Annotated in this window: 18 protein-coding genes and 1 tRNA gene; 11 read left to right on the top strand and 8 right to left on the bottom strand. The window is 64.3% G+C overall.

Annotated elements, in window-relative coordinates; all coding sequences use genetic code 11:
- The first annotated feature begins 15 nt into the window (after positions 1-15).
- Entirely contained in the window at positions 16-2,025 is a 2,010-nt protein-coding gene (locus tag ACZ5Y5_RS11090; protein ID WP_464808683.1) for a TonB-dependent receptor plug domain-containing protein, read from the top strand.
- A gap of 132 nt (positions 2,026-2,157) precedes the next feature.
- Positions 2,158-2,868: a Crp/Fnr family transcriptional regulator gene (locus ACZ5Y5_RS11085; RefSeq protein WP_464808682.1), complete on the top strand. Its 711-nt coding sequence runs from the start codon at positions 2,158-2,160 to the stop codon at positions 2,866-2,868.
- A gap of 45 nt (positions 2,869-2,913) precedes the next feature.
- Here ACZ5Y5_RS11085 and ACZ5Y5_RS11080 read toward each other — a convergent pair.
- Positions 2,914-2,988, bottom strand: a tRNA-Thr gene (locus ACZ5Y5_RS11080).
- A gap of 112 nt (positions 2,989-3,100) precedes the next feature.
- On the opposite strand from ACZ5Y5_RS11080, the gene ACZ5Y5_RS11075 reads away from it, so the two are divergent.
- Positions 3,101-3,241, top strand: coding sequence for a hypothetical protein (locus tag ACZ5Y5_RS11075; protein WP_464808681.1), 141 nt, complete (start codon positions 3,101-3,103; stop codon positions 3,239-3,241).
- Positions 3,242-3,279: 38 nt separating this feature from the next.
- Here the strand turns inward: ACZ5Y5_RS11075 and ACZ5Y5_RS11070 are convergent, their stop codons facing one another.
- The gene (locus ACZ5Y5_RS11070; RefSeq protein WP_464808680.1) at positions 3,280-5,061 is read right to left on the bottom strand and encodes an aminopeptidase P family protein; all 1,782 of its coding nucleotides are present in this window, start codon (positions 5,059-5,061) and stop codon (positions 3,280-3,282) included.
- 107 nt (positions 5,062-5,168) lie between these two features.
- On the opposite strand from ACZ5Y5_RS11070, the gene ACZ5Y5_RS11065 reads away from it, so the two are divergent.
- The 3 genes from ACZ5Y5_RS11065 (at position 5,169) to ACZ5Y5_RS11055 (ending at position 8,388) form a co-directional block, all read left to right on the top strand.
- Positions 5,169-7,226: a S9 family peptidase gene (locus ACZ5Y5_RS11065; protein WP_464808679.1), complete on the top strand. Its 2,058-nt coding sequence runs from the start codon at positions 5,169-5,171 to the stop codon at positions 7,224-7,226.
- Between the two features lie 58 nt (positions 7,227-7,284).
- Positions 7,285-7,683 carry an acyl-CoA thioesterase gene (locus ACZ5Y5_RS11060; RefSeq protein ID WP_464808678.1) on the top strand — a complete coding sequence of 133 codons (399 nt, stop codon included), beginning with the start codon at positions 7,285-7,287 and terminating at the stop codon, positions 7,681-7,683.
- 81 nt (positions 7,684-7,764) lie between these two features.
- The gene (locus tag ACZ5Y5_RS11055) at positions 7,765-8,388 is read left to right on the top strand and encodes a hypothetical protein (protein ID WP_464808677.1); all 624 of its coding nucleotides are present in this window, start codon (positions 7,765-7,767) and stop codon (positions 8,386-8,388) included.
- Positions 8,389-8,435: 47 nt separating this feature from the next.
- Here ACZ5Y5_RS11055 and ACZ5Y5_RS11050 read toward each other — a convergent pair whose 3' ends face one another.
- The 6 genes from ACZ5Y5_RS11050 to ACZ5Y5_RS11025 form a co-directional block, all read right to left on the bottom strand.
- On the bottom strand, positions 8,436-8,711 hold the full coding sequence (locus tag ACZ5Y5_RS11050; protein ID WP_464808676.1) for a hypothetical protein: 276 nt from the start codon (positions 8,709-8,711) through the stop codon (positions 8,436-8,438).
- Positions 8,712-8,721: 10 nt separating this feature from the next.
- Positions 8,722-10,563 carry an ABCB family ABC transporter ATP-binding protein/permease gene (locus ACZ5Y5_RS11045; protein WP_464810529.1) on the bottom strand — a complete coding sequence of 614 codons (1,842 nt, stop codon included), beginning with the start codon at positions 10,561-10,563 and terminating at the stop codon, positions 8,722-8,724.
- Positions 10,564-10,758: 195 nt separating this feature from the next.
- On the bottom strand, positions 10,759-11,598 hold the full coding sequence (gene dapD, locus ACZ5Y5_RS11040; protein WP_464808675.1) for a 2,3,4,5-tetrahydropyridine-2,6-dicarboxylate N-succinyltransferase: 840 nt from the start codon (positions 11,596-11,598) through the stop codon (positions 10,759-10,761).
- On the bottom strand, positions 11,595-12,266 hold the full coding sequence (locus tag ACZ5Y5_RS11035) for a pyrimidine 5'-nucleotidase (protein ID WP_464808674.1): 672 nt from the start codon (positions 12,264-12,266) through the stop codon (positions 11,595-11,597). Before ACZ5Y5_RS11035 ends, dapD begins: the two co-directional genes overlap by 4 nt.
- A gap of 167 nt (positions 12,267-12,433) precedes the next feature.
- Positions 12,434-13,312, bottom strand: coding sequence for an LOG family protein (locus ACZ5Y5_RS11030; RefSeq protein WP_464808673.1), 879 nt, complete (start codon positions 13,310-13,312; stop codon positions 12,434-12,436).
- Between the two features lie 52 nt (positions 13,313-13,364).
- The gene (locus ACZ5Y5_RS11025; protein WP_464808672.1) at positions 13,365-14,036 is read right to left on the bottom strand and encodes an extensin family protein; all 672 of its coding nucleotides are present in this window, start codon (positions 14,034-14,036) and stop codon (positions 13,365-13,367) included.
- 184 nt (positions 14,037-14,220) lie between these two features.
- Here ACZ5Y5_RS11025 and ACZ5Y5_RS11020 point away from each other — a divergent pair, with 184 nt between their 5' ends.
- From ACZ5Y5_RS11020 to ACZ5Y5_RS11000, 5 genes are all read left to right on the top strand, one after another.
- Positions 14,221-15,384, top strand: coding sequence for a phosphoserine transaminase (locus ACZ5Y5_RS11020; RefSeq protein ID WP_464808671.1), 1,164 nt, complete (start codon positions 14,221-14,223; stop codon positions 15,382-15,384).
- Positions 15,385-15,504: 120 nt separating this feature from the next.
- Positions 15,505-17,085 carry a phosphoglycerate dehydrogenase gene (serA, locus tag ACZ5Y5_RS11015; RefSeq protein ID WP_464808670.1) on the top strand — a complete coding sequence of 527 codons (1,581 nt, stop codon included), beginning with the start codon at positions 15,505-15,507 and terminating at the stop codon, positions 17,083-17,085.
- A 153-nt stretch (positions 17,086-17,238) separates the two neighbouring features.
- On the top strand, positions 17,239-18,369 hold the full coding sequence (locus ACZ5Y5_RS11010; protein ID WP_464808669.1) for an ATP phosphoribosyltransferase regulatory subunit: 1,131 nt from the start codon (positions 17,239-17,241) through the stop codon (positions 18,367-18,369).
- Between the two features lie 133 nt (positions 18,370-18,502).
- Positions 18,503-19,792 carry an adenylosuccinate synthase gene (locus ACZ5Y5_RS11005; protein ID WP_464808668.1) on the top strand — a complete coding sequence of 430 codons (1,290 nt, stop codon included), beginning with the start codon at positions 18,503-18,505 and terminating at the stop codon, positions 19,790-19,792.
- Between the two features lie 5 nt (positions 19,793-19,797).
- The gene (locus ACZ5Y5_RS11000; protein WP_464808667.1) at positions 19,798-19,980 is read left to right on the top strand and encodes a hypothetical protein; all 183 of its coding nucleotides are present in this window, start codon (positions 19,798-19,800) and stop codon (positions 19,978-19,980) included.
- The last annotated feature ends 190 nt before the right edge of the window (positions 19,981-20,170 follow it).

Genomic DNA, 20,170 nt, shown 5'->3' with positions numbered 1-20,170 from the left:
TATATAATTTGCGCCATGTTGCCTTCGCTGGCGGCGGCGCAGCCGGGGACGAACGACAGGCCCGAAGCGCGCATCGTGATCACCGGCGCTGGTTTGCCGTTGCCGCCCGGCACGCCTGCTTATGGATCTGTGGTGATCGCGCGGGACCGGCTTATCAACAGCGCCTCGGACCGCCTCGAAAACGTCCTGGGTGACGTCGCAGGCTTTCAGCAGTTCCGCCGTTCCGACAGCCGTTCCGCCAATCCTTCGGCGCAAGGGGCGACGTTGCGGGCGCTGGGCGGCAATGCGTCAAGCCGCACCTTGCTGCTGCTAGACGGCGTGCCGATGGCGGATCCCTTCTTCGGATACATTCCATTCAGCGCATTGGTGCCTGACCGCCTGTCGGCCGTGCGGGTGACGCGCGGCGGCGGGGTAGGGGCGTTCGGCGCGGGCGCTGTTGCCGGAACGATCGAGCTGGCGAGCGCCACTCGCGATCAACTCCCGCTCTTCACCGGCAGCGCACTTTATGGCAGCCGCGACGCCAGTGAGCTGTCCGCCAGCTTCTCGCCGGATTTGGGGAGCGGCTATGTGTCGCTTTCCGGTCGCTGGGACCGGGGTGACGGCTTTCAGACGACCCCTGCCGATCAGCGCGTCGCCGCCACCGTCCCCGCCGCCTATGACGGCTGGTCGGCCAATTTGCGGGCCGTCGCGCCGCTATCGGCCACGTCGGAACTGCAGTTCCGTACGACTGTGTTCCGTGACCAGCGCACGTTGCGATTTCGCGGCGCGGATAGCCTGAGCGAAGGGCAGGATGCGAGCATCCGCTATGTCTCTCGCGGGCGCTGGCAGGTTGATACGCTCGCCTATCTGCAGGCGCGCAACTTCACCAATATCGTCATCTCCGCCTCGCCGCCCTTCCGCAAATCGCTGGATCAGCGCGCCACGCCCTCGACCGGCATCGGTGGAAAGATCGAACTGCGCCCGCCGGTAGGGAGCGCTCATGTCCTGCGGATCGGCGCGGATAGCCGGTTCGCGACCGGGGACATGTTCGAAAATGCCTATAATGCGGCCTTGCCGAGCAATCCTGTCACCGCGCGCCGCCACGCCGGTGGCAAGCAGTTGACCGCCGGTTTCTTCGCCGAGGATGACTGGACGATCGGCCCGCTGGTGCTGACCGCTGGCGCCCGGGCGGACCACTGGTCGATCAGCGACGGCTTTTTCCGCGCTAACGCGGCGGCTCCGATCAGCACGGAGTTCCCGAACCGAAGCGGCTGGGAATATTCGGGGCGCGCGGGTCTGTTATATGGCATCAATCCGGGCATAAACCTGCGCGCAGCGGCCTATACCGGCTTCCGCCTGCCGACGCTGAATGAGCTATACCGCCCGTTCGTGATTGCGTCCGCCGTATCGATGGTGACGACGCAGGCCAATCCCGCTTTGTCGAACGAAAAGCTGAAGGGGGTGGAGGCGGGGGTCGATCTCACGCCCATTGCAGGCGTGACGCTCGCCGCCACCGCCTTTTACAATCGCCTGGATAATGCGATCGGCAATGTCACGCTCAGTTCCTCCGTCGTCAATGGACGGGCGATCATCGTGCGGGAACGGCAGAATATCGACCGCATCGTGGCTAAAGGAGTCGAACTGACCGCTTCTGCCCGGACGGGCGATTTTCAGCTGACCGCATCCTACGCCTATAGCCGCAGCAGCGTCCGTGCACCCGGCAAGGATTTCGACGGCCTCACCCCCGCGCAGAGCCCCCGGCATGCGGCCAGCGCGACACTGGCCTGGCAACCCGCAAAGGGTCCGCTGCTGTCCACAACTGTGCGCTATGTGTCCCGGCAATTTGAAGATGATCTGCAGACCGATATCCTGCCCAGTGCGCTGACGGTCGATGCCGTTGCGCGCATGCCGCTTGGCCGAAGCCTGACGCTGGTCGCGCGCGGCGAGAATGTCTTCGATGAAGAAGTGATCACGCGCAATGCGGGGGGCTCGATCGACCTTGGCACGCCGCGCATTTTGTGGGTGGGATTGACGCTATCCCGCTGATCGACGTGCTTCTTGCTCCACTTTAGTGAGGCTCTGGTTACCCTTTGCTACAGCCGCCGGACCTATCCGACTTGAGGCTGTGTGCGCGCATTTTCTGATGGCCCCTCCGGGGTTTCTTTTCCCCAAGCACGATTGACCGAGTTTCGTTCGCCCAGCCCGGCGGAGCTTGAAATCTTTGCCAGCCTGGCGAGCCCGGTGCAGACCGTGGCGCGCCATCGTACCATCCGCCGAGAGGGGGACCGGCCCCAATCCGTCTATATTCTGGTCGAAGGCTGGGTCTTGAGCAGCATGACGCTGGCCGACGGCAGCCGACAGATACTGAAGGTCCATCTGCCCGGCGATATGCTCGGATCGCCCAGTGTCGCGCTGGACCGGGCGGCGGAGACGCTGACCGCGCTCACCCTTGTCAAGCTGAGGTCGATCAGTCTTTCGGCGCTGGGCAGCCTGTTCACGCGCGCCCCGCATATGGCGGCCCTGCTGTTCCTCAGCGCCCAGCAGGAGCGCGTGATCCTGATGGACCGGCTATGCTCGATCGGCCGCACATCGGCCGAATGCCGCCTCGCCGCGCTGCTCGTGCATCTTTATGACCGTTTGAAACTTATCCAGCCGGATATGGAGCCGCGTTTCGACCATCCGCTGACGCAGGAGCAGATTGGCGACATCATTGGCCTCACCGCCGTCCATGTGAACCGGGTCTTCCGTATCTTGCAGGACAAGAAACTGATCTTGCGTGACGGCCATGGCGTCGAGCTGATCGACATAGCGGCCCTGCGCAGACTGAGCGGCGTCCCGATAAGGACGCTCGCGCGGGATCTCAGCTGGCTACCAAAGCCGCTGGACTGAGTCCTGCCCGCTTTTCTTCCGGAATTCATGAGGAGGAGGGGGAAATGGTGCTGCCGGCGAGGATTGAACTCGCGACCTCAGCCTTACCAAGGATGCGCTCTACCACTGAGCTACGGCAGCACTTTCACCATCCCGCACAGCCTTTCGGCGTGCGGAGCCGGGCCTATGGCCGCGCGCGTCCGGCTTGTCAAGGCGGGTTGCGGCGGGCGGCGCAATTTGCTTATGGCGCGCCATGACAAGCGGGCAGGACGATCGCAAGGCACGGCTGGCGCAGGCGCTGCGCGACAATCTGCGCCGCCGCAAGGCGCAGGCGCGTGAGGGCGCAAGCGAATCTGATGCAAGCGACAAGAAGAACCAGCAACGTCAGGACTGATGGCTTGGCCGCCTGCGCTAGGGCGGGCGGCACTTGACCTATAAGGGCGCGCAGGCCGACTTCAGCCAAGCCAGCGCATCGCCCTCCAGCTGCGGCCCGACAATCTCCACCACTTTCGCATGATAGGCGTCGATCCACTGCCGTTCTTCGGCCGTGAGCAGGTCCACGGCGATGGCGTTGCGGTCGATCGGTGCGAAGGTCAGCGTTTCGAAGCCCAGCATCTCACGCTCAGCGCCGGGCACATCACGCCGTTCCACCAGCACCAGATTTTCGATGCGGATGCCATAGTCGCCGGTCTTGTAATAGCCGGGCTCGTTGGACAGGATCATGCCAGCCTGTAGCGGTTCGTCGCCGCCGCCAAAGGTCGCGATCCGCTGCGGCCCTTCATGCACCGACAGGAAACTGCCGACGCCATGGCCGGTCCCATGCGCATAGTCGAGCCCCTCGGCCCAAAGGAACTGGCGCGCCAGAATGTCGAGTTGGCCCCCCCGCGTGCCTGCCGGAAACTGCGCCCGGCCAAGGGCGATATGCCCTTTCAGGACCAGGGTGAAGCGGTGCTTCATTTCCGCGCTGGGGGTGCCGATGGCGATGGTCCGGGTGACGTCCGTCGTGCCGTCCCGATATTGGCCGCCCGAATCGACCAGGTAGAAGCTGCCCGTTTCGATCCGCCGGTTGGTCTTTTCCTCGACCCGGTAATGCACGACCGCGCCATTGGGGCCTGCGCCGCTGATCGTGTCGAAGGACAGGTCCTCCAGCAACCCGCTATCCCTGCGGAACGCTTCCAGCCGGGCGGCGGCGGTCAACTCGTCGATCGCGCCGTTTGGAGCCTCCGTGGCTATCCAGTGCAGGAAGCGGGAAAGGGCCGCGCCGTCGCGCGCCTGCGCCGCCTTGTGCCCCGCGATCTCCACGCTGTTCTTGATCGCCTTGGGCAGGACGGCAGGATCGCGTAGCGGCAGCACGGTCGCACCGCCCGCTTCCAGCGCCTCGAAGATCGCCGCAACGGCCCGCTCCGGGTCCGCCGCCACCGTCTTCCCCTTGAACGATTTCAGTGCGTCCGCGAAATCGGTGCGCGGATGCACGCGCACCGCATTGCCCAGATGTTGCGCCACCGCCTCTTCCATCTTCTCCGGCGCGACATAGAGATCAGCCGTCGCGTCGGCATGGACGATGGCATAGGCCAGCGCGACCGGCGTGCGTGCGACGTCCTTGCCCCGGATATTGAAGGTCCAGGCGATCGAATCCAGCGCCGACAGGACCGCGGCATCGGCCTTTCGCGCCGTCAGCCAGTCCGCCATCGCCTGCCGCTTCTCCGCGGCGCTCTGCCCGGCATAGCGATCGTCATGCACGACCAGCCTTGCGTCACTGGGCGCGGGACGATCGGGCCAGACGGCATCGACCGGATTGCTGTCGACCGCCACCAGTTCCGCTCCGCGTGCCGCCAGCGCTTCGGTAGCCGTCTTCACCCAGGCGCGGGTATGCAGCCAGGGATCATAGCCGATCCGGCCGCCGTCCGGCGCATGGGTGCCGAGCCAGGCTGCAACCGAAGTTTGCGGCACGCTTTCATAATGCCAATGGGCGGCATCGACCTGCTCGCGCACCTGCAGCGTATAGCGTCCATCGACGAAGATCGCCGCTTCCTCGGGCAGCACCACCGCGCTCCCCGCAGACCCCTGAAAGCCCGTCAGCCAGGCAAGCCGCTGGGCATAGGCGCCGACATATTCGCTCATATGCTCATCGGTCAGGGGCACAACGAAGCCATCGAGATGTTCACGCGCCAGTTGCGCACGCAGGGCCTTCAGCCGGTCTTCATAGGTCGACATTGCATTTCCCTTGATCCACAACCCTTGCGCAGGGCACTTCGCCGCCAACATAAGCAGGCGCATGCGCTTATGCCAGCGCGCCGCCCGACCAAGAACCAGGACCGTGAATGACCGATAGCACACCTCCTTCCGCCGCCCGCCGCCCGCACAGTTTCACCCGTCACGGCATCACGGTGGAAGATCCATGGGCCTGGTTGCGTGATCCGGGCTATCCGGACGTCAAGGACAAGGATGTCCTCGCTTATCTGGAGGAGGAGAATGCCTTCTTCGAAAGCGCGATGCAGCCGCACAAGGCGCTGACCGACCGCCTGTTCGCCGAGATGAAAGGGCGCGTCAAGGAAGATGACAGCTCCGTCCCGCAGAAGGACGGAGATTATGTCTATTGGCGCGCCTTCGAAATCGGCGCGCAATATCGCAAATGGTATCGCCGCCCGGTTGCTGGCGGCGAGGATCAGTTGATCCTGGACGAGCCCGCCCTCGCCGACGGGCATGAATATTTCCGCCTCGGCGCGCTCTCGGTCAGCCCGGACGGTCGATACCTCGCCTATGCCATCGACAATAATGGGTCGGAGCGGTTCGAGGCCCGGATCAAGGACCTGTTCACCGGAGAAATCCTGCCGGAGGTCATCCCCGACACGCTGTCGTCGCTCGTCTGGACCAGCGACAGCAAGGGCCTGCTCTACGGCATCGCCAATGACCAGTGGCGCACCGACAATGCGCGGCTCCACTGGCTGGGTCAGCCGGTGGAGAGCGACGTGGAGCTGTTCCATGAGGATGATGAGGGTTTCCGCGTTTCAGTCGGCCTGACCTCATCGGAAAAATGGATCGTGATCGCAACCGGCGACCATGTCACCACCGAAAGCTGGCTGCTCCCCGCGGACAATCCGCTGGCCGAGCCGCTGCTCGTCTCGCCGCGCAAGCCCGGCCGCGAATATGATGTCGATGAGCATGAAGGCACGCTCTACATCCGCACCAACGACACCCACCCCAACTTCCGCTTGGTGAAGGCGTCGCTCGAAGCGCCTGGCGAATGGCAAGAGGTCATCGCGGCCGACCCGCATTTCTACCTTACCGACTTCACCCTGTTCAAAGGCTTCTATGTCACGGAAGGGCGGCAGGACGGGCTCGACCAGATCGAACTGCGCGATTACGCGACCCATTCGGCCAAGCGTATCTCCTTTCCGGAAGCCAGCTATTCGGCCAGCCTCGACGACAATCCCGAATATGACGTCACGAAGCTGCGCATCGGTTATGAATCGATGGTCACGCCCGACACCATCTACGACTATCATCTTGCCTCAGGCGAGCTGGAGGTACTGAAGGTCCAGGAAATCCCGTCCGGCTATGACGCCAGCCGCTATGCGACCGAAAGGGTGACGATCCCTGCCCGCGACGGCACGCCGATCCCGGTGTCGATCGTCTATCCCAAGGACCTGCCCCGCGACGGCAGCGCCCCGCTGCACCTCTATGGCTATGGCGCCTATGGCATCGCCATGGAGCCGGGCTTTTCCACCAGCCGCCTGTCCTTGCTGGACCGGGGCTTCGTCTTTGCGCTGGCTCACATCCGCGGCGGCGATGACCTCGGCCAGCAATGGTATCTGGACGGGAAGCTCGAAAAGCGGACCAACACGTTCAACGATTTCGTCGATGTGGCGAAGGGGCTGATCGAACGCGGTTATAGCGCCAAGGGGCGTATCAGCATCTCCGGCGGCTCTGCGGGCGGCGAACTGATGGGCGCGGTCGTCAACAGCGATCCGGACCTTTGGGGCGCGGTGGTGGCGCATGTGCCCTTTGTCGATGTGCTCAACACCATGCTCGACGAAAGCCTGCCGCTGACGCCGGGCGAGTGGCCGGAATGGGGCAATCCGATAGAGGACAAGGAAGCGTTTAAGACCATCCTTGCCTATGACCCCTACAATAATGTGAAGGCGCAATCCTATCCGCCGCTGATGGTGACGGCTGGTCTCAACGACCCGCGCGTCACCTATTGGGAACCGGCGAAATGGGTGGCGAAGCTGCGCGCCACAAAGACGGACAGCAATATCCTGTTGCTCAAGACCAATATGGGCGCAGGCCATGGCGGCAAATCCGGCCGCTTTGAAAGCCTGCAGGAAACGGCGGAGGAATTCGCCTTCATCCTGTGGCAGCTGGGCGTGGAAGAATGAGCATGTCCCACTCTCCCCCGTTCGCCCTCGGCAGGTTCAGCCCGGACGGAGGGGACTAATGTCCGCCGCTTACACCACCCAGATCACGGCAGGGCCCGAGCATATCGACATGCTCGGGCATGTGAACAATGCGGTCTGGGTGCAGTGGATGGAGCAGGTCGCGACCGAACATTGGACGCGCGACGCCGCGCCGGAGCATCTGGACGCCTATGTCTGGGTCGTGACCCGGCATGAGATCGACTATCGCGGCAATGTGAAGGAAGGCGAGACGGTCACCGCCCGCACGTGGATTCCGCAGGGGCCGCGCGGCGCGCGCTTCGACCGGCACATGGAATTCATCGGTCCGGACGGAAGGGTGAAGGTCGCGGCCAAATCCACTTGGGCGATCATCGACAGGGAAAGCGGCCGTATCCTCCGCGTTCCCGCCGAGGTTGCAGCGCCATTCCTCGACGCCTGACCGTTACGCTTGCCGCTTTCTCCCGGAACTCTGTTCGGTGATGGGCCGTTTGTCGCCCCACCAACAGTGACAGGAGAGACTATGCGTAAGATCGGTTATTCCCTCCGCGCCTTTGCCGCCGCCTCGGCGCTTTTCCTCGCCGCCGGTCCCGCACTGGCGGGCGACGAGGAACAGGCGCTCAAGGCCATTGCGCAGGCGCAGGGCAAGATCGACGCCGCCGGCAAGCTGAAGACGGGCCAATATGACCCCGCTGTCCTCGCCAGGGCCCAGGCATCGCTGCGCCTTGCCCAAGAACGGCTGAAGAGCGGCAAGGAGCAGGACGCCATCAAGGCTGCAATCGAAGCTCAGGGCTTTGCGGATACCGCCATCGGCCAGAGCCAGGCCAGCGCGCAGACCGACGCGCAGGTTCAGGCATCGACCGCCGCCGCCGCGCAGCAGGATGCGGCCGCAGCCAATGCCCGCGCGGAGGCCGCTGAACGTGCCGCCGCTTCCGCCGCCGCCGATGCGCAGGCCGCCCGCGCCGCCGCTGCGACGGCTCCCGTCCCCGCCAGCACCACGGTAACCACCGAAACCGTCAAGACTGCGCCCGTGACGACCGTCCGCAAGGCTGCTCCCGCCAAGCGCAAGGTGGTGCGCAAGACCACCAGAGCGCCCGCACGCGCCACCGTGGTGGAAAAGACGACCACCACCGTCACCAATCGCTGACACAAACAGGGCGGCCCCTCATTTGGAGGCCGCCCTTATCCACAAGATCAGAAGATCCCTACCGCTCCGTGCGCCCACATAAGCGCGACGATCAGCAGCAGGCCACCGCCGAGCAGCACGCGCCCGCGCCGATCCCGAACGATCCGGGCCGCGAGTTCATAGCTGACGGCTGCGCCGATCAGCAGCGCTGCCGCGACCGCAAAGTCGGAGCCGGTCCAGCGCACCTCCTGGGTGAACTGCATCGCCACCAGCGGCGCCAACAGGACGACGGCGATCAACACCCATAGCGTTACCCGCCAGTGCGATATGACCCTGCTGTCCATCATCCGCCTTTCACTGCGCCGATGCCGTGGCGAAATCCGAAACCGGCTCCGCATCGCTCTCGCTCCGCTCCGACGCCTGTCGCGTCCACATGGCGGCATAGAGCCCGTCGGCCCGCACCAGATCCGCATGCCGTCCCCGCTCGACCACCCGGCCTTGATCCAGCACGATGATCTCGTCCGCATCCACCACGGTCGAAAGCCGGTGCGCGACGACGAGCGTCGTCCTCTTGCGTGAAATGTCGCGCAGCACCGCCTGGATTTCGGTTTCGGTGCGGCTGTCGAGTGCACTTGTGGCCTCGTCCAGCACCAGCACGGGCGGGTCCTTCAGCAGCGTCCGCGCGATCGCCACGCGCTGCTTCTCGCCGCCCGACAGTTTGAGGCCGCGTTCGCCGACCCGCGTGTCATAGCCCTGTGGCAGGCGCATAATGAAATCGTGGATGGACGCAGCCTTGGCCGCCTTCTCAATCTCCGCCTGCGTGGCATTGGCGCGGCCATAGCCGATATTATAGCCCACCGTGTCGTTGAACAGCACCATGTCCTGCGGCACGATGCCGATCGCCGCGCGGAGCGACGCCTGCGTGACGCGCGAAATATCCTGCCCGTCGATCAGGATGCGTCCCGCCTGAATGTCGTAAAAACGGAACAGCGTTCTTGCGATCGTGGACTTGCCAGCGCCCGAAGGCCCCACAATCGCCAGCGTCCGGCCAGCCGGCACGGTGAAGCTTACGTCCTGCAATATCTCGCGGTCGGCGTCATAGCCAAAGCGCACATGCTCGAACCGCACCTCCCCGCCATGCGTTTGCAGCATGGGCGCGTCCGGCGCATCACTGATCTCGGCCTGCGTATCGATCAGCTTGTACATCGCCTCCATGTCGATGACGCCCTGCCGGATGGTGCGATAGACCATGCCAAGAAGGTCGAGCGGCCTGAATAGCTGGCTAAGCAATGTATTCACCAGCACCACATCGCCGGTCGTGAAGCTGCCCCGGCTCCACCCCCAGACGGTATAGCCCATCGCCCCCGCCATCATCAGATTGGTGATCAGCGACTGGCCGATGTTGAGCCAAGCGAGGCTGTTTTCCGACTTCACCGCCGCCTCGGCGTAGCGCCGCATGGCCGTGCCGTACCGCGCCGCCTCACGCTCTTCCGCGCCGAAATATTTGACGGTTTCGAAATTCAGCAGGCTGTCGACCGCATGGGCGACGGCATTGGTGTCCATGTCCACCATGTCGCGCCGCAACTGGTTGCGCCATTCGGTGATCGTCCGAGTGAACCAGATATAGAGCCCCACCATCGCCAGCGTCGCGGCGACCAGCCCAGGCCCGAACTTCACAAAGAAGATGACGCAAACCGCCGCCAGTTCCAAAATCGTGGGGGCGATGTTGAACAGCAGGAAGTAGAGCATCGTGTCGATACTCTTCGTTCCGCGTTCGACGATTTTGGTGACGGCCCCGGTGCGCCGGTCGAGATGGAAGCGCAGCGAAAGCCGGTGCAGATGAACGAACACGTCGTCCGACAAGCGCCGCCCGGCTTCCTGCCCGACACGCTCGAACACGGCGTTGCGCAGATTGTCGAACAGCACGCTGCCAAAGCGCGCGCCCGCATAAGCGATCACCAGCGCGATCGCGAGCGCTGCCGCAGGCTCCATGCCCGGCGCCATGCGGTCCACGGCGCCCTTATAGGCAAAGGGCATGGCGAGGCTGACGATCTTCGCCAGCACCACCAGCAGCATCGCGATAGTAACCCGCCGCCGCAACGCCGGAGCATCTGCTGGCCAGAGATAAGGCAGAAACCGCCGCAGCGTCGCCCAGACGGGCGGGAGGGGGCTATTGTCAGGCGTGGATGGCGGCATGCGGGCTATGTAGGCAAACGCCACCAATCTTATAAGCCCCTCCCTTTCAAGGGAGGGTTGAACAGAGGCGCGTGACTCTGTTCAAGGGTGGGTGCGATTGCGCAGCAATCGCCTGCATCCATTAAAGCCGCAGTGCTCGCTCCGCTCGACCCCCACCCCTGTCCCCTCCCCTGAAGGGGAGGGGCGATAATGGGTTCAATCCCGCAGCAGTTCGTTGATCCCGGTCTTCGATCGCGTCTGCGCGTCCACGCGCTTCACGATCACCGCGCAATAGAGGCTCGGCCCCGGCGTGCCATCAGGCAGCGGCTTGCCGGGCAGCGAACCGGGCACCACCACCGAATAGGGCGGCACCTCGCCCATGAAGACCTCTCCGGTGGTGCGATCGACGATCTTTGTGGACTGGCCGATGAACACGCCCATCGACAGCACCGAACCCTTGCCGATACGCACGCCTTCCACGACTTCGGACCGCGCGCCGATGAAGCAGTCGTCCTCGATGATCACCGGATCGGCCTGCAGCGGTTCCAGCACGCCGCCGATACCCACGCCGCCCGACAGATGGACATTCTTGCCGATCTGCGCGCAGCTGCCCACCGTCACCCAGGTATCGACCATGGTGCCTTCATCGACGAACGCGCCGATATTGACGAAGCTCGGCATCAGGATGACGTTCTTCGCGATGTGCGAACCCGCGCGCGCGAAGCTGCCCGGCACCGCACGGAAACCGGCGGCGCGGAAAGCCGCCTCGTCCCAGCCTGCGAACTTGCTCGGCACCTTGTCCCACCAGTGACCCGCGCCAGGGCCATTGTCGATCATCACATTGTCGTTGAGGCGGAACGACAGTAGCACCGCCTTCTTCGCCCACTGATTGACCTTCCAGCCATCCGCTGTCGGCTCAGCGACGCGCAGTTCACCCTTGTCCAGAAGCGCCAGCGCCTTGTCGACCGCCTGGCGCACTTCGCCCTGCGTGGACAGGCTCACATTGGCCCGGTCTTCCCAGGCGGCGTCGATGGTCGCGATCAGATCTTGGCTCATGGCTTTTCCCCAATGATGTCGGCCAGGAATGGCGTCAGATGGTCGGTTTCGAAATCGATGAAGTCCGGATGATGCTCGTGATTGCCGGCTTCGGAGCCGTTATTCACCCAGATGGTGGTCATCCCGATCGCCTTCGCGGGCTTCAGGTTGCGCGCCATATCCTCGAAAAACGCAGCGCGCGTCGGATCGACGCCATGCACCTGGCACAGCTCCGCATAGCCTGACGGATCGGGCTTGGGCACATATTGGCAGGCATGGATGTCGTGGATCAGCTCGAACGCGTCCGCAAGGCCCAGCTTGTCCAGTACGCGCGTCGCATAGGCGCCATCGCCATTGGTGAAGATCAGTCGCCGTCCCGGCAGCGCGGCGATATGGGCGTTCAGCGCCTCATCCACCTCCAGCCGGTCCATCGAGATATCATGGACATAGTCGAGAAATGCGCGCGGCTCTATGCCATGATGGTGCATCAGCCCCGACAGCGTCGTGCCATGCTCCATGAAATAACGCTTCTGCGTGGCCTTGGCGACGTCCGGATCGCATCCGAGCAGTCCCTGGATGAACTCGCCCATCTTCACGTCGATCAGCGCGAACAGGTCCGCCTTCGCCGGGTACAGCGTATTGTCCAGATCGAAGATCCAGCAATCTATATGAGCGACGTCCGCACGCATGGCCGCGCCCTAGTCCTGTGAGCCGAGCGAGGCAAGGGCATGCCAGCCAAGACCCCCGCCGCAAAGCGGCTTCAAATCTTTTTCTCCGTGCTCTCTGCGCCTCTGCGCGCAAAAAAATTGTTCGCGCAGAGAGCGAAGAGATTTTTCAAGAGGCTGCGCCGCCAGGTTCACCCACACGCAGGCGCGTCGCTATCCTCATAGAAAGTCTGCACTGCCGTCCATGCTTCCTCGGCCGTTTCGACCCAGGTCAGCAAATTCAGGTCGGAAGGGGAAATCACCCCCTCGTCCGCCAGCGCATCGAAATCCACCACCCGAGTCCAGAACTCCCGCCCGAACAGCAATATCGGGATAGGCTTCATTTTCCCCGTCTGGATCAGCGTCAGCAGTTCGAACATCTCGTCGAACGTGCCGAACCCGCCGGGAAACACGGCCAATGCCCGCGCGCGCAGCAGGAAGTGCATCTTTCTTAAGGCGAAATAGTGGAACTGGAAGCTCAACTCCGGCGTCACGAAGCGATTGGGCGCCTGCTCATGCGGCAGTACGATGTTCATGCCGATCGTCTGCGCGCCCACATCGGCCGCGCCGCGATTGGCCGCCTCCATGATCGATGGCCCGCCGCCCGAACAGACCACGAAATGCCGGCAGCCAGCTTCTGTCACCGGATATTGCGCCGCGATCCGCGCCAGCTTGCGCGCCTCTTCATAATAGCGCGCCTTCTTGCCGAGATTTTCCGCAACCCGCCGCTGGTCGGGCGTCGTCGCGGCGTCGATCCGCGCCTGCACCTGTTCCGGCTCCGGAATGCGTGCCGATCCGTAGAAGACGAAGGTGGATTCGATCCCCGCTTCGTCCATCAGCAGCTGAGGCTTCAGCAATTCCAGTTGGAACCGTACCGGCCGCAGATCTTCGCGGAGCAGAAATTCGGTGTCCTGAAAGGCCAGGCGATAGGCGGCGCTGCTGGTCTGCGGGGTCCCTACGGTCTTGCGGGCGTCGGCGGCTTCCTGCCGGGCGGGACGGAATTTGCGTTCTTCGATTTCTTTTCTTGTCATTCAACCCAACTTAGGAGCGGTCAGCGGCAAAAACCACCCCGCCTCTTCGCGCTCAGCGGCAAAAGCCGCCGCGCCCACCCATGTCGAAATGAAAATGATCGCGATGCGCGACATTATAATCCGGGCTCAGCACGGTGCGGAACCGCTTGCAGGCGCTGGCGCGAACGATCTCGAGAAACTGCCGCGTCTGCCGGTCGCCATTCCATCCCTGCTCGATCGTGATCCGCCGTCCGTCCGACAGGACAAAGGCGGACACATCGACCGCATTGCTGTGCGCATGTTCGGAAAGCCTGCCGCTCCCCGCGATCGGCCGGCAATTATAGGTGCCGAACGTCTCGATCTTCTCGATCTCCGCGCCCAGGATCAGCCGCGCGGCAGGCTGGACGCCATAGCGCGCCCAGGCCGCGAAATTGGCCGCCAGATTGCAGGTCATCGCCCCCAAATTCGTCGCTGGAACACCGATGTCGATCAGCTTGACGCTGCCCGTCGCAGTGCATCCGCCGCCGAAATTCTGATCGGGCAGGGGCGTGAACAGCACCGATTGCGATTGCAGCTTCACCAGGCATTGCCGCAATTCCATCGACGGCGGCGCAGAGGGGCGGGCGCTTTTCACGGGTTTGGACGGCCGTTCCACCCGGCCGCGCGGCACCAGGTCGCCGCCGCACGATACCAGCGCGAAACTCAACGCCAGCAAGGCCGCTTGACCCATGCGGCGCACAGCCATTGTCCCCCAAGCCCGCTCTTTCATGATCGGTCATTTACCATGACAAACCGGCCCGTGGGTTAACGAGCCTAACGGTTCGTCGCATCCGGACATTCGTCTTGACTCTTTGCCGCCGATCTTTAGAGCGGCCGCCGGGCCACGCGGTCCCAACGCCGCGCGTGCTCTCTGCAAGGAGAAGCATTACATGACTGATATTACTGCCGCCGACGCCACTCTTGCGCCCGCCGCGGCCAAGCCCGCCACCAAGCCGGCTCGTCCCTATTTCTCTTCCGGTCCCTGCGCCAAGCCTCCGGGCTGGAGCGCCGACAAGCTGAGCGCTGAATCCCTCGGCCGCTCGCACCGCGCCAAGATCGGCAAGACCCGCCTCGCCTATTGCATCGACCTGATGCGCGAGCTGCTGAACCTGCCCGACACGCATCGCATCGGCATCGTGCCCGGTTCCGACACCGGCGCTTTCGAAATGGCGATGTGGACGATGCTGGGCGCCCGCCCGGTGACGACGCTCGCCTGGGAAAGCTTCGGTGAAGGCTGGGTGACGGACGCTGCCAAGCAGCTGAAGCTCGATCCCACAATCATCCGTGCCGATTATGGCCAGTTGCCTGATCTCGCGCAGGTCGATTTCTCGAGCGACGTTCTTTTCACCTGGAACGGCACCACTTCGGGCGTCCGCGTGCCGAACGCCGACTGGATTCCGGCCGATCGTGAGGGGCTGACCTTCGCCGACGCCACGAGCGCGGTCTTCGCATATGAGATCGACTGGACCAAGATCGACGTCGCCACCTTCTCCTGGCAGAAGGTGCTGGGCGGCGAGGGCGGCCATGGCGTTCTGATCCTCGGCCCCCGCGCGGTCGACCGTCTGGAAACCCACACCCCCGCCTGGCCTCTGCCCAAGGTCTTCCGCCTGATGGCGAAAGGCAAGCTCGCAGAAGGCATCTTCAAGGGCGAAACGATCAACACGCCCTCCATGCTGGCGGTCGAGGACGCGATCTTCGCGCTGGAATGGGGCAAGTCGCTGGGCGGCCTCAATGGCCTCATCGCACGCAGCAACGCCAATGCGGCGGCGCTGAACAAGCTGGTCGAGGAACGCTCCTGGCTCGGCCATCTCGCAGCCGATCCGGCGACCCGCTCTACCACCAGCGTCTGCCTGACCGTCGAGGGTGCGGACGAAGCCTTCATCAAGAGCATGGCTGGCCTGCTCGAAAAGGAAGGCGCGGCCTATGACGTCGCGGGTTATCGCGACGCCCCGGCCGGCCTGCGCATCTGGTGCGGCGCGACCGTCGAAACCGCCGATATCGAGGCGCTCGGTCCCTGGCTCGACTGGGCCTACGCGACCGCTAAGGCTGGCTGATTTAGCTTAACCGCGTCACCCCGGCCTTGAGCCGGGGTCCCGCTTCTTCTTCATGTCCGCCCGCAGATAAGCGGGACCCCGGATCAAGTCCGGGGTGACGAGGAAACATAGGAATTCTACATGCCCAAGGTACTTATTTCCGACAAGATGGACCCCCGCGCCGCCGCGATCTTCCGCGAACGCGGCGTCGAAGTCGACGAAATCACTGGCAAGACCCCCGAAGAGTTGAAGGCGATCATCGGCCAGTATGACGGCCTCGCCATCCGCAGCGCGACCAAGGTCACCAAGGACATTCTCGACGCCGCGACCAACCTTAAGGTCATCGGCCGCGCCGGCATCGGCGTGGACAATGTCGACATCCCCGCCGCTTCGGCCAAGGGCGTGGTCGTCATGAACACCCCGTTCGGCAACTCGATCACCACCGCCGAACACGCCATTGCCCTCATGTTCGCGCTCGCCCGCCAGCTTCCCGAAGCCAATGCCCAGACCCAGCAGGGCCTGTGGCCGAAAAACGGTTTCATGGGCGTGGAAGTCACCGGCAAGACGCTGGGCTTGATCGGCGCGGGCAATATCGGCTCGATCGTCGCCAGCCGCGCGCTGGGCCTCAAGATGAAGGTCGTGGCCTTCGATCCCTTCCTTACCCCGGAACGCGCCGTCGAAATGGGCGTGGAAAAGGCCGACCTCGACACGCTGCTGGCCAAGGCGGACTTTATCACGCTGCACACGCCGCTGACCGACCAGACCCGCAACATCCTGAGCAAGGAAAATCTCGCCAAGACCAAGAAGGGCGTGCGCATCATCAACTGCGCCCGTGGCGGTCTGGTCGATGAAGCCGCGCTCAAGGAAGCGCTCGACTCTGGTCATGTCGCTGGCGCAGCACTTGACGTGTTCGTGCAGGAACCGGCGAAGGAATCGCCCTTGTTCGGCACGCCCAACTTCATCTGCACCCCGCACCTTGGCGCATCGACCGACGAAGCGCAGGTGAACGTCGCGCTTCAGGTCGCCGAACAGCTCAGCGACTATCTGCTCGACGGCGGCATCACCAACGCGCTGAACGTGCCGAGCCTGTCGGCCGAGGAAGCCCCGAAGCTCAAGCCCTATATGGCGCTGGCGGAAGAACTGGGCAGCTTGGTCGGCCAGCTCGAGGGCGACCATGTGCAGGGCGTCTCGGTCGAAGTGGAAGGCCATGCCGCCGAACTCAACCAGAAGCCGATCACCGCTGCGGTTCTCGCCGGCCTGATGCGCGTTTATTCGGACACGGTGAACATGGTCAACGCGCCCTTCCTGGCGAAGGAACGCGGCCTCGACGTCCGCGAAGTGCGCCATGACCGCGAGGGCGACTACCAGACCCTCGTCCGCGTCACGGTGAAGACCGAAGGCGGCGACAAATCCGTTGCAGGCACGCTGTTCGGCAACGCACAGGCGCGCCTCGTCGAACTGTTCGGCATCAAGGTCGAAGCCGATCTGGCCGGGCACATGCTCTACATCGTCAACCAGGACGCGCCCGGCTTCATCGGCCGCCTCGGCTCGACCCTGGGCGAAGCGAATGTCAACATCGGCACCTTCCACCTCGGCCGCCGCAACCAGGGTGGCGAAGCCGTCCTGCTGCTCTCGGTCGATGGCGCGGTGACCGAAGACGTGCTGAAGAACATCTGCAACCTCGCAGGCGTGAAGACGGTGAAGCTGCTGCGCTTCGCGTAAGTTTGAAAACATCCGTTCGCCCTGAGCTTGTCGAAGGGCATGGCTGAGCGAAGTCGAAGCCCTCACTCCATTGGGGTGAGGGCTTCGACGTTCCTGGGCCCGAACCGCAGAGGGGGATGGCCTAGCCTCTGAAATCCGCTAAAGGGCCAGCCCATGACCAGCATCCCCCCCGGCCTCCTTCCCGAAGGGCTATCCGACCGCCTGCCGCCGCAGGCCGAAGCCTCCGCGCGTCTCGCGCGCCGCGTGCTCGATACGGTCGCCACCCACGGCTATGAGCGCGTCATGCCCCCGCTCGCCGAATTTGAGGACACGCTGGTCGGCCGCCTCAAATCCATGCGCGCCCAGGATCTTGTCCGCGCTGTGGACCCTGTGTCCCAGCGCAGTCTCGCCCTCCGCCCCGACATGACGGCGCAGGTCGGCCGCATTGCCGCAACTCGCCTCGCCAGCGTCCCGCGCCCGCTGCGACTGTCCTATGGCGGCCCGGTCATCCGTCTGAAGGCGAATCAGCTCCGCCCCGAACGCGAACGGCTGCAGGTCGGCGCCGAACTTATCGGCAGCGACAGCAGCGCCGCCGCGGTCGAGATCGTCAATGTCGCGATCGAGGCGCTGCAGGCCGCAGGCGTCACTGGCATCACCATCGACTTCACCCTGCCGGACCTGATCGACAGCCTCGCCGCAGGACCGCTCCCGCTGGCGCGCGAAGAGATCGAAGCCGTCCGCGCCGAACTGGACGCCAAGGATGCAGGCGCGCTCGCCGCGATCAGCCCGGCTGCCGCCGCCTATCTCCCGCTCATCGAGGCGACGGGTCCCTTCCACCCCGCCATGGAAAAGCTCGAAGCCCTCAACGCCCGGCTCGGCGGCGCGATCGACAGCCGCATCGCGGGCCTGCGCGCCATCGCAAAGCCGATCGGCTGGGATATCACGCTGACCCTCGATCCCACCGAACGTCACGGCTTCGAATATCAGAACTGGTTCGGCTTCTCGATTTTCGCCGAGGGTTTTACCGGCGAAATCGGCCGGGGCGGCAGCTATGCGATCACCCGCGCCGATGGTTCGGAAGAACCTGCCATGGGCTTTTCCCTCTATCCCGACCCGCTGATCGATGCGGGTTTCGGAGCGGAAAGTCCCAGGCGTCTGTTTCTGCCTCTCCATCACGATCAAAGTCGCGCGGCGCAACTTCGCGGGGAAGGCTGGCACACGGTCGCCGCGCTCACGGGTCAGGAAAATGGCGAGGCGCTGCGCTGCACCCATTGGCTGGATGGCGACGAACCGCGCGCCTACTGACTTGACGCGTGGGGGGCAGCGCGGCTAACGCGCGCCCCGCACAGGGCGAATAAGCGCCCACTCGATCCTACCGGCATGCCGAGTCCCGTCGAAGGGCATGGCCGGTCCGCGCGGCGGGCGGAGGTCTGTATCCATGGCAAATGTTACGGTAATCGGCGCCCAGTGGGGCGACGAGGGCAAGGGCAAGATCGTCGATTGGCTGTCGGAGCGCGCCGATGTCGTCGCGCGCTTCCAGGGTGGCCACAATGCCGGTCACACGCTGGTCGTCGGCGAAAAGGTCTATAAGCTCTCGCTTCTCCCCTCGGGCATCGTCCGGGGTACGCTCAGCGTCATCGGCAATGGCGTCGTCCTTGATCCCTGGCACTTCCGTGACGAAGTCGCGAAGCTGAAGGGGCAGGGCGTCGAGATCACCCCCGAAAACCTCCAGATCGCCGAAACCTGCCCGCTGATCCTGCCCTTCCACCGCGACCTTGACGGCCTGCGCGAAGACGCGAGCGGCGCGGGCAAGATCGGCACCACCCGTCGCGGTATCGGTCCGGCCTATGAAGACAAGGTGGGCCGTCGCGCCATCCGCGTCTGCGACCTTGCCCATCTCGACGACCTCGGTCCGCAGCTGGATCGCCTGACCGCGCACCATGACGCGCTCCGCGCCGGGTTCAACGAAGCCCCGATCGACCGCGATGCGCTGATGGCGCAGCTGCGCGATATCGCCAGCTTCATCCTGCCTTTCGTGAAGCCCGTCTGGCTCACCCTCAACAAGGCGAAGGCGGCAGGCCAGCGCATCCTGTTCGAAGGCGCGCAGGGCACCCTGCTCGACATCGACCACGGCACCTATCCCTTCGTCACCTCGTCCAACACGGTCGCGGGCACGGCGGCGAGCGGCACCGGCCTCGGCCCCAATGGTGCGGGTTTCGTCCTCGGCATCGTGAAGGCCTACACCACCCGCGTCGGCTCCGGTCCCTTCCCGACCGAGCAGGAAAATGACGTTGGCCAGCGTCTTGGTGAGCGCGGCCATGAATTCGGCACCGTCACCGGCCGCAAGCGCCGCTGCGGCTGGTTCGACGCCGTGCTGGTGCGCCAGTCGGTCGCCGTGTCGGGCGTCACCGGCATCGCACTCACCAAGCTCGACGTCCTCGACGGCTTCGATACGCTGAAGATCTGCGTCGGTTACAAGATCGGCGATCAGACCTACGACTATCTCCCCGCCCATGCGCAGGATCAGGCGAAGGCGGAGCCGATCTATGAGGATATCGAAGGCTGGCAGGACACCACGGCGGGCGCCCGCAGCTGGGCCGACCTGCCTGCCCAGGCGATCAAATATATCCGCCGGATCGAGGAACTGATCGGCTGCCCGGTCACGCTCGTGTCCACCAGCCCTGAGCGCGAGGACACCATCCTCGTGCGCGATCCTTTCGCGGATTGATCGACATGGGCGGCGAACGCTTCGAGCGCCACAAGCAGCCCTGGACGGCGGACGAGCTGCAAAAGCTCCACACGTTGGCGAAGAAGGGCATGGCGCTCAAGGCGATCGCCAAGGCCCTGACCCGCAGCGAGGAATCGGTGAAAGCCCGCGCCAAGCAGGACGGCCTTTCCATCGCCAAGCTGCGGTAGCATCGGCCGGCGAGTGAGTTGGCCGCCAAGGGCCTTCCAGCCATAACCCCTCCCTTTCAAGGGAGGGGTTGGGGTGGGTACGAGCGGAGCGAGCGTCCGGGCTGAGGGCAAGGCGCCGCTGACGCGGCGACCCACCCCGTCCCCTCGCTTGGAAGGGTGCGACGATAGAGAGTCTGCTTCAGTCACTTGT

It is taken from the genome of Sphingobium sp. TomTYG65 (assembly GCF_055395525.1).
The sequence above is the reverse complement of the archived record's forward strand: the minus strand, read 5'-3'. Positions and strand labels throughout refer to the sequence as shown.

Coding starts and splice junctions, on each gene's coding strand:
- ACZ5Y5_RS11070 (WP_464808680.1), bottom strand. CDS start 5,061: ATGTCGACCTATGAAGACCGGCTGAAGGCCCTGCGTGCGCAACTGGCG.
- ACZ5Y5_RS11055 (WP_464808677.1), top strand. CDS start 7,765: ATGCGTAAGATCGGTTATTCCCTCCGCGCCTTTGCCGCCGCCTCGGCG.
- ACZ5Y5_RS11045 (WP_464810529.1), bottom strand. CDS start 10,563: ATGCCGCCATCCACGCCTGACAATAGCCCCCTCCCGCCCGTCTGGGCG.
- ACZ5Y5_RS11010 (WP_464808669.1), top strand. CDS start 17,239: ATGACCAGCATCCCCCCCGGCCTCCTTCCCGAAGGGCTATCCGACCGC.
- ACZ5Y5_RS11020 (WP_464808671.1), top strand. CDS start 14,221: ATGACTGATATTACTGCCGCCGACGCCACTCTTGCGCCCGCCGCGGCC.
- ACZ5Y5_RS11075 (WP_464808681.1), top strand. CDS start 3,101: ATGACAAGCGGGCAGGACGATCGCAAGGCACGGCTGGCGCAGGCGCTG.
- ACZ5Y5_RS11065 (WP_464808679.1), top strand. CDS start 5,169: ATGACCGATAGCACACCTCCTTCCGCCGCCCGCCGCCCGCACAGTTTC.
- ACZ5Y5_RS11005 (WP_464808668.1), top strand. CDS start 18,503: ATGGCAAATGTTACGGTAATCGGCGCCCAGTGGGGCGACGAGGGCAAG.
- ACZ5Y5_RS11050 (WP_464808676.1), bottom strand. CDS start 8,711: ATGGACAGCAGGGTCATATCGCACTGGCGGGTAACGCTATGGGTGTTG.
- ACZ5Y5_RS11060 (WP_464808678.1), top strand. CDS start 7,285: ATGTCCGCCGCTTACACCACCCAGATCACGGCAGGGCCCGAGCATATC.
- ACZ5Y5_RS11000 (WP_464808667.1), top strand. CDS start 19,798: ATGGGCGGCGAACGCTTCGAGCGCCACAAGCAGCCCTGGACGGCGGAC.
- ACZ5Y5_RS11025 (WP_464808672.1), bottom strand. CDS start 14,036: ATGGCTGTGCGCCGCATGGGTCAAGCGGCCTTGCTGGCGTTGAGTTTC.
- ACZ5Y5_RS11035 (WP_464808674.1), bottom strand. CDS start 12,266: ATGCGTGCGGACGTCGCTCATATAGATTGCTGGATCTTCGATCTGGAC.
- serA (WP_464808670.1), top strand. CDS start 15,505: ATGCCCAAGGTACTTATTTCCGACAAGATGGACCCCCGCGCCGCCGCG.
- ACZ5Y5_RS11030 (WP_464808673.1), bottom strand. CDS start 13,312: ATGACAAGAAAAGAAATCGAAGAACGCAAATTCCGTCCCGCCCGGCAG.
- ACZ5Y5_RS11090 (WP_464808683.1), top strand. CDS start 16: ATGTTGCCTTCGCTGGCGGCGGCGCAGCCGGGGACGAACGACAGGCCC.
- dapD (WP_464808675.1), bottom strand. CDS start 11,598: ATGAGCCAAGATCTGATCGCGACCATCGACGCCGCCTGGGAAGACCGG.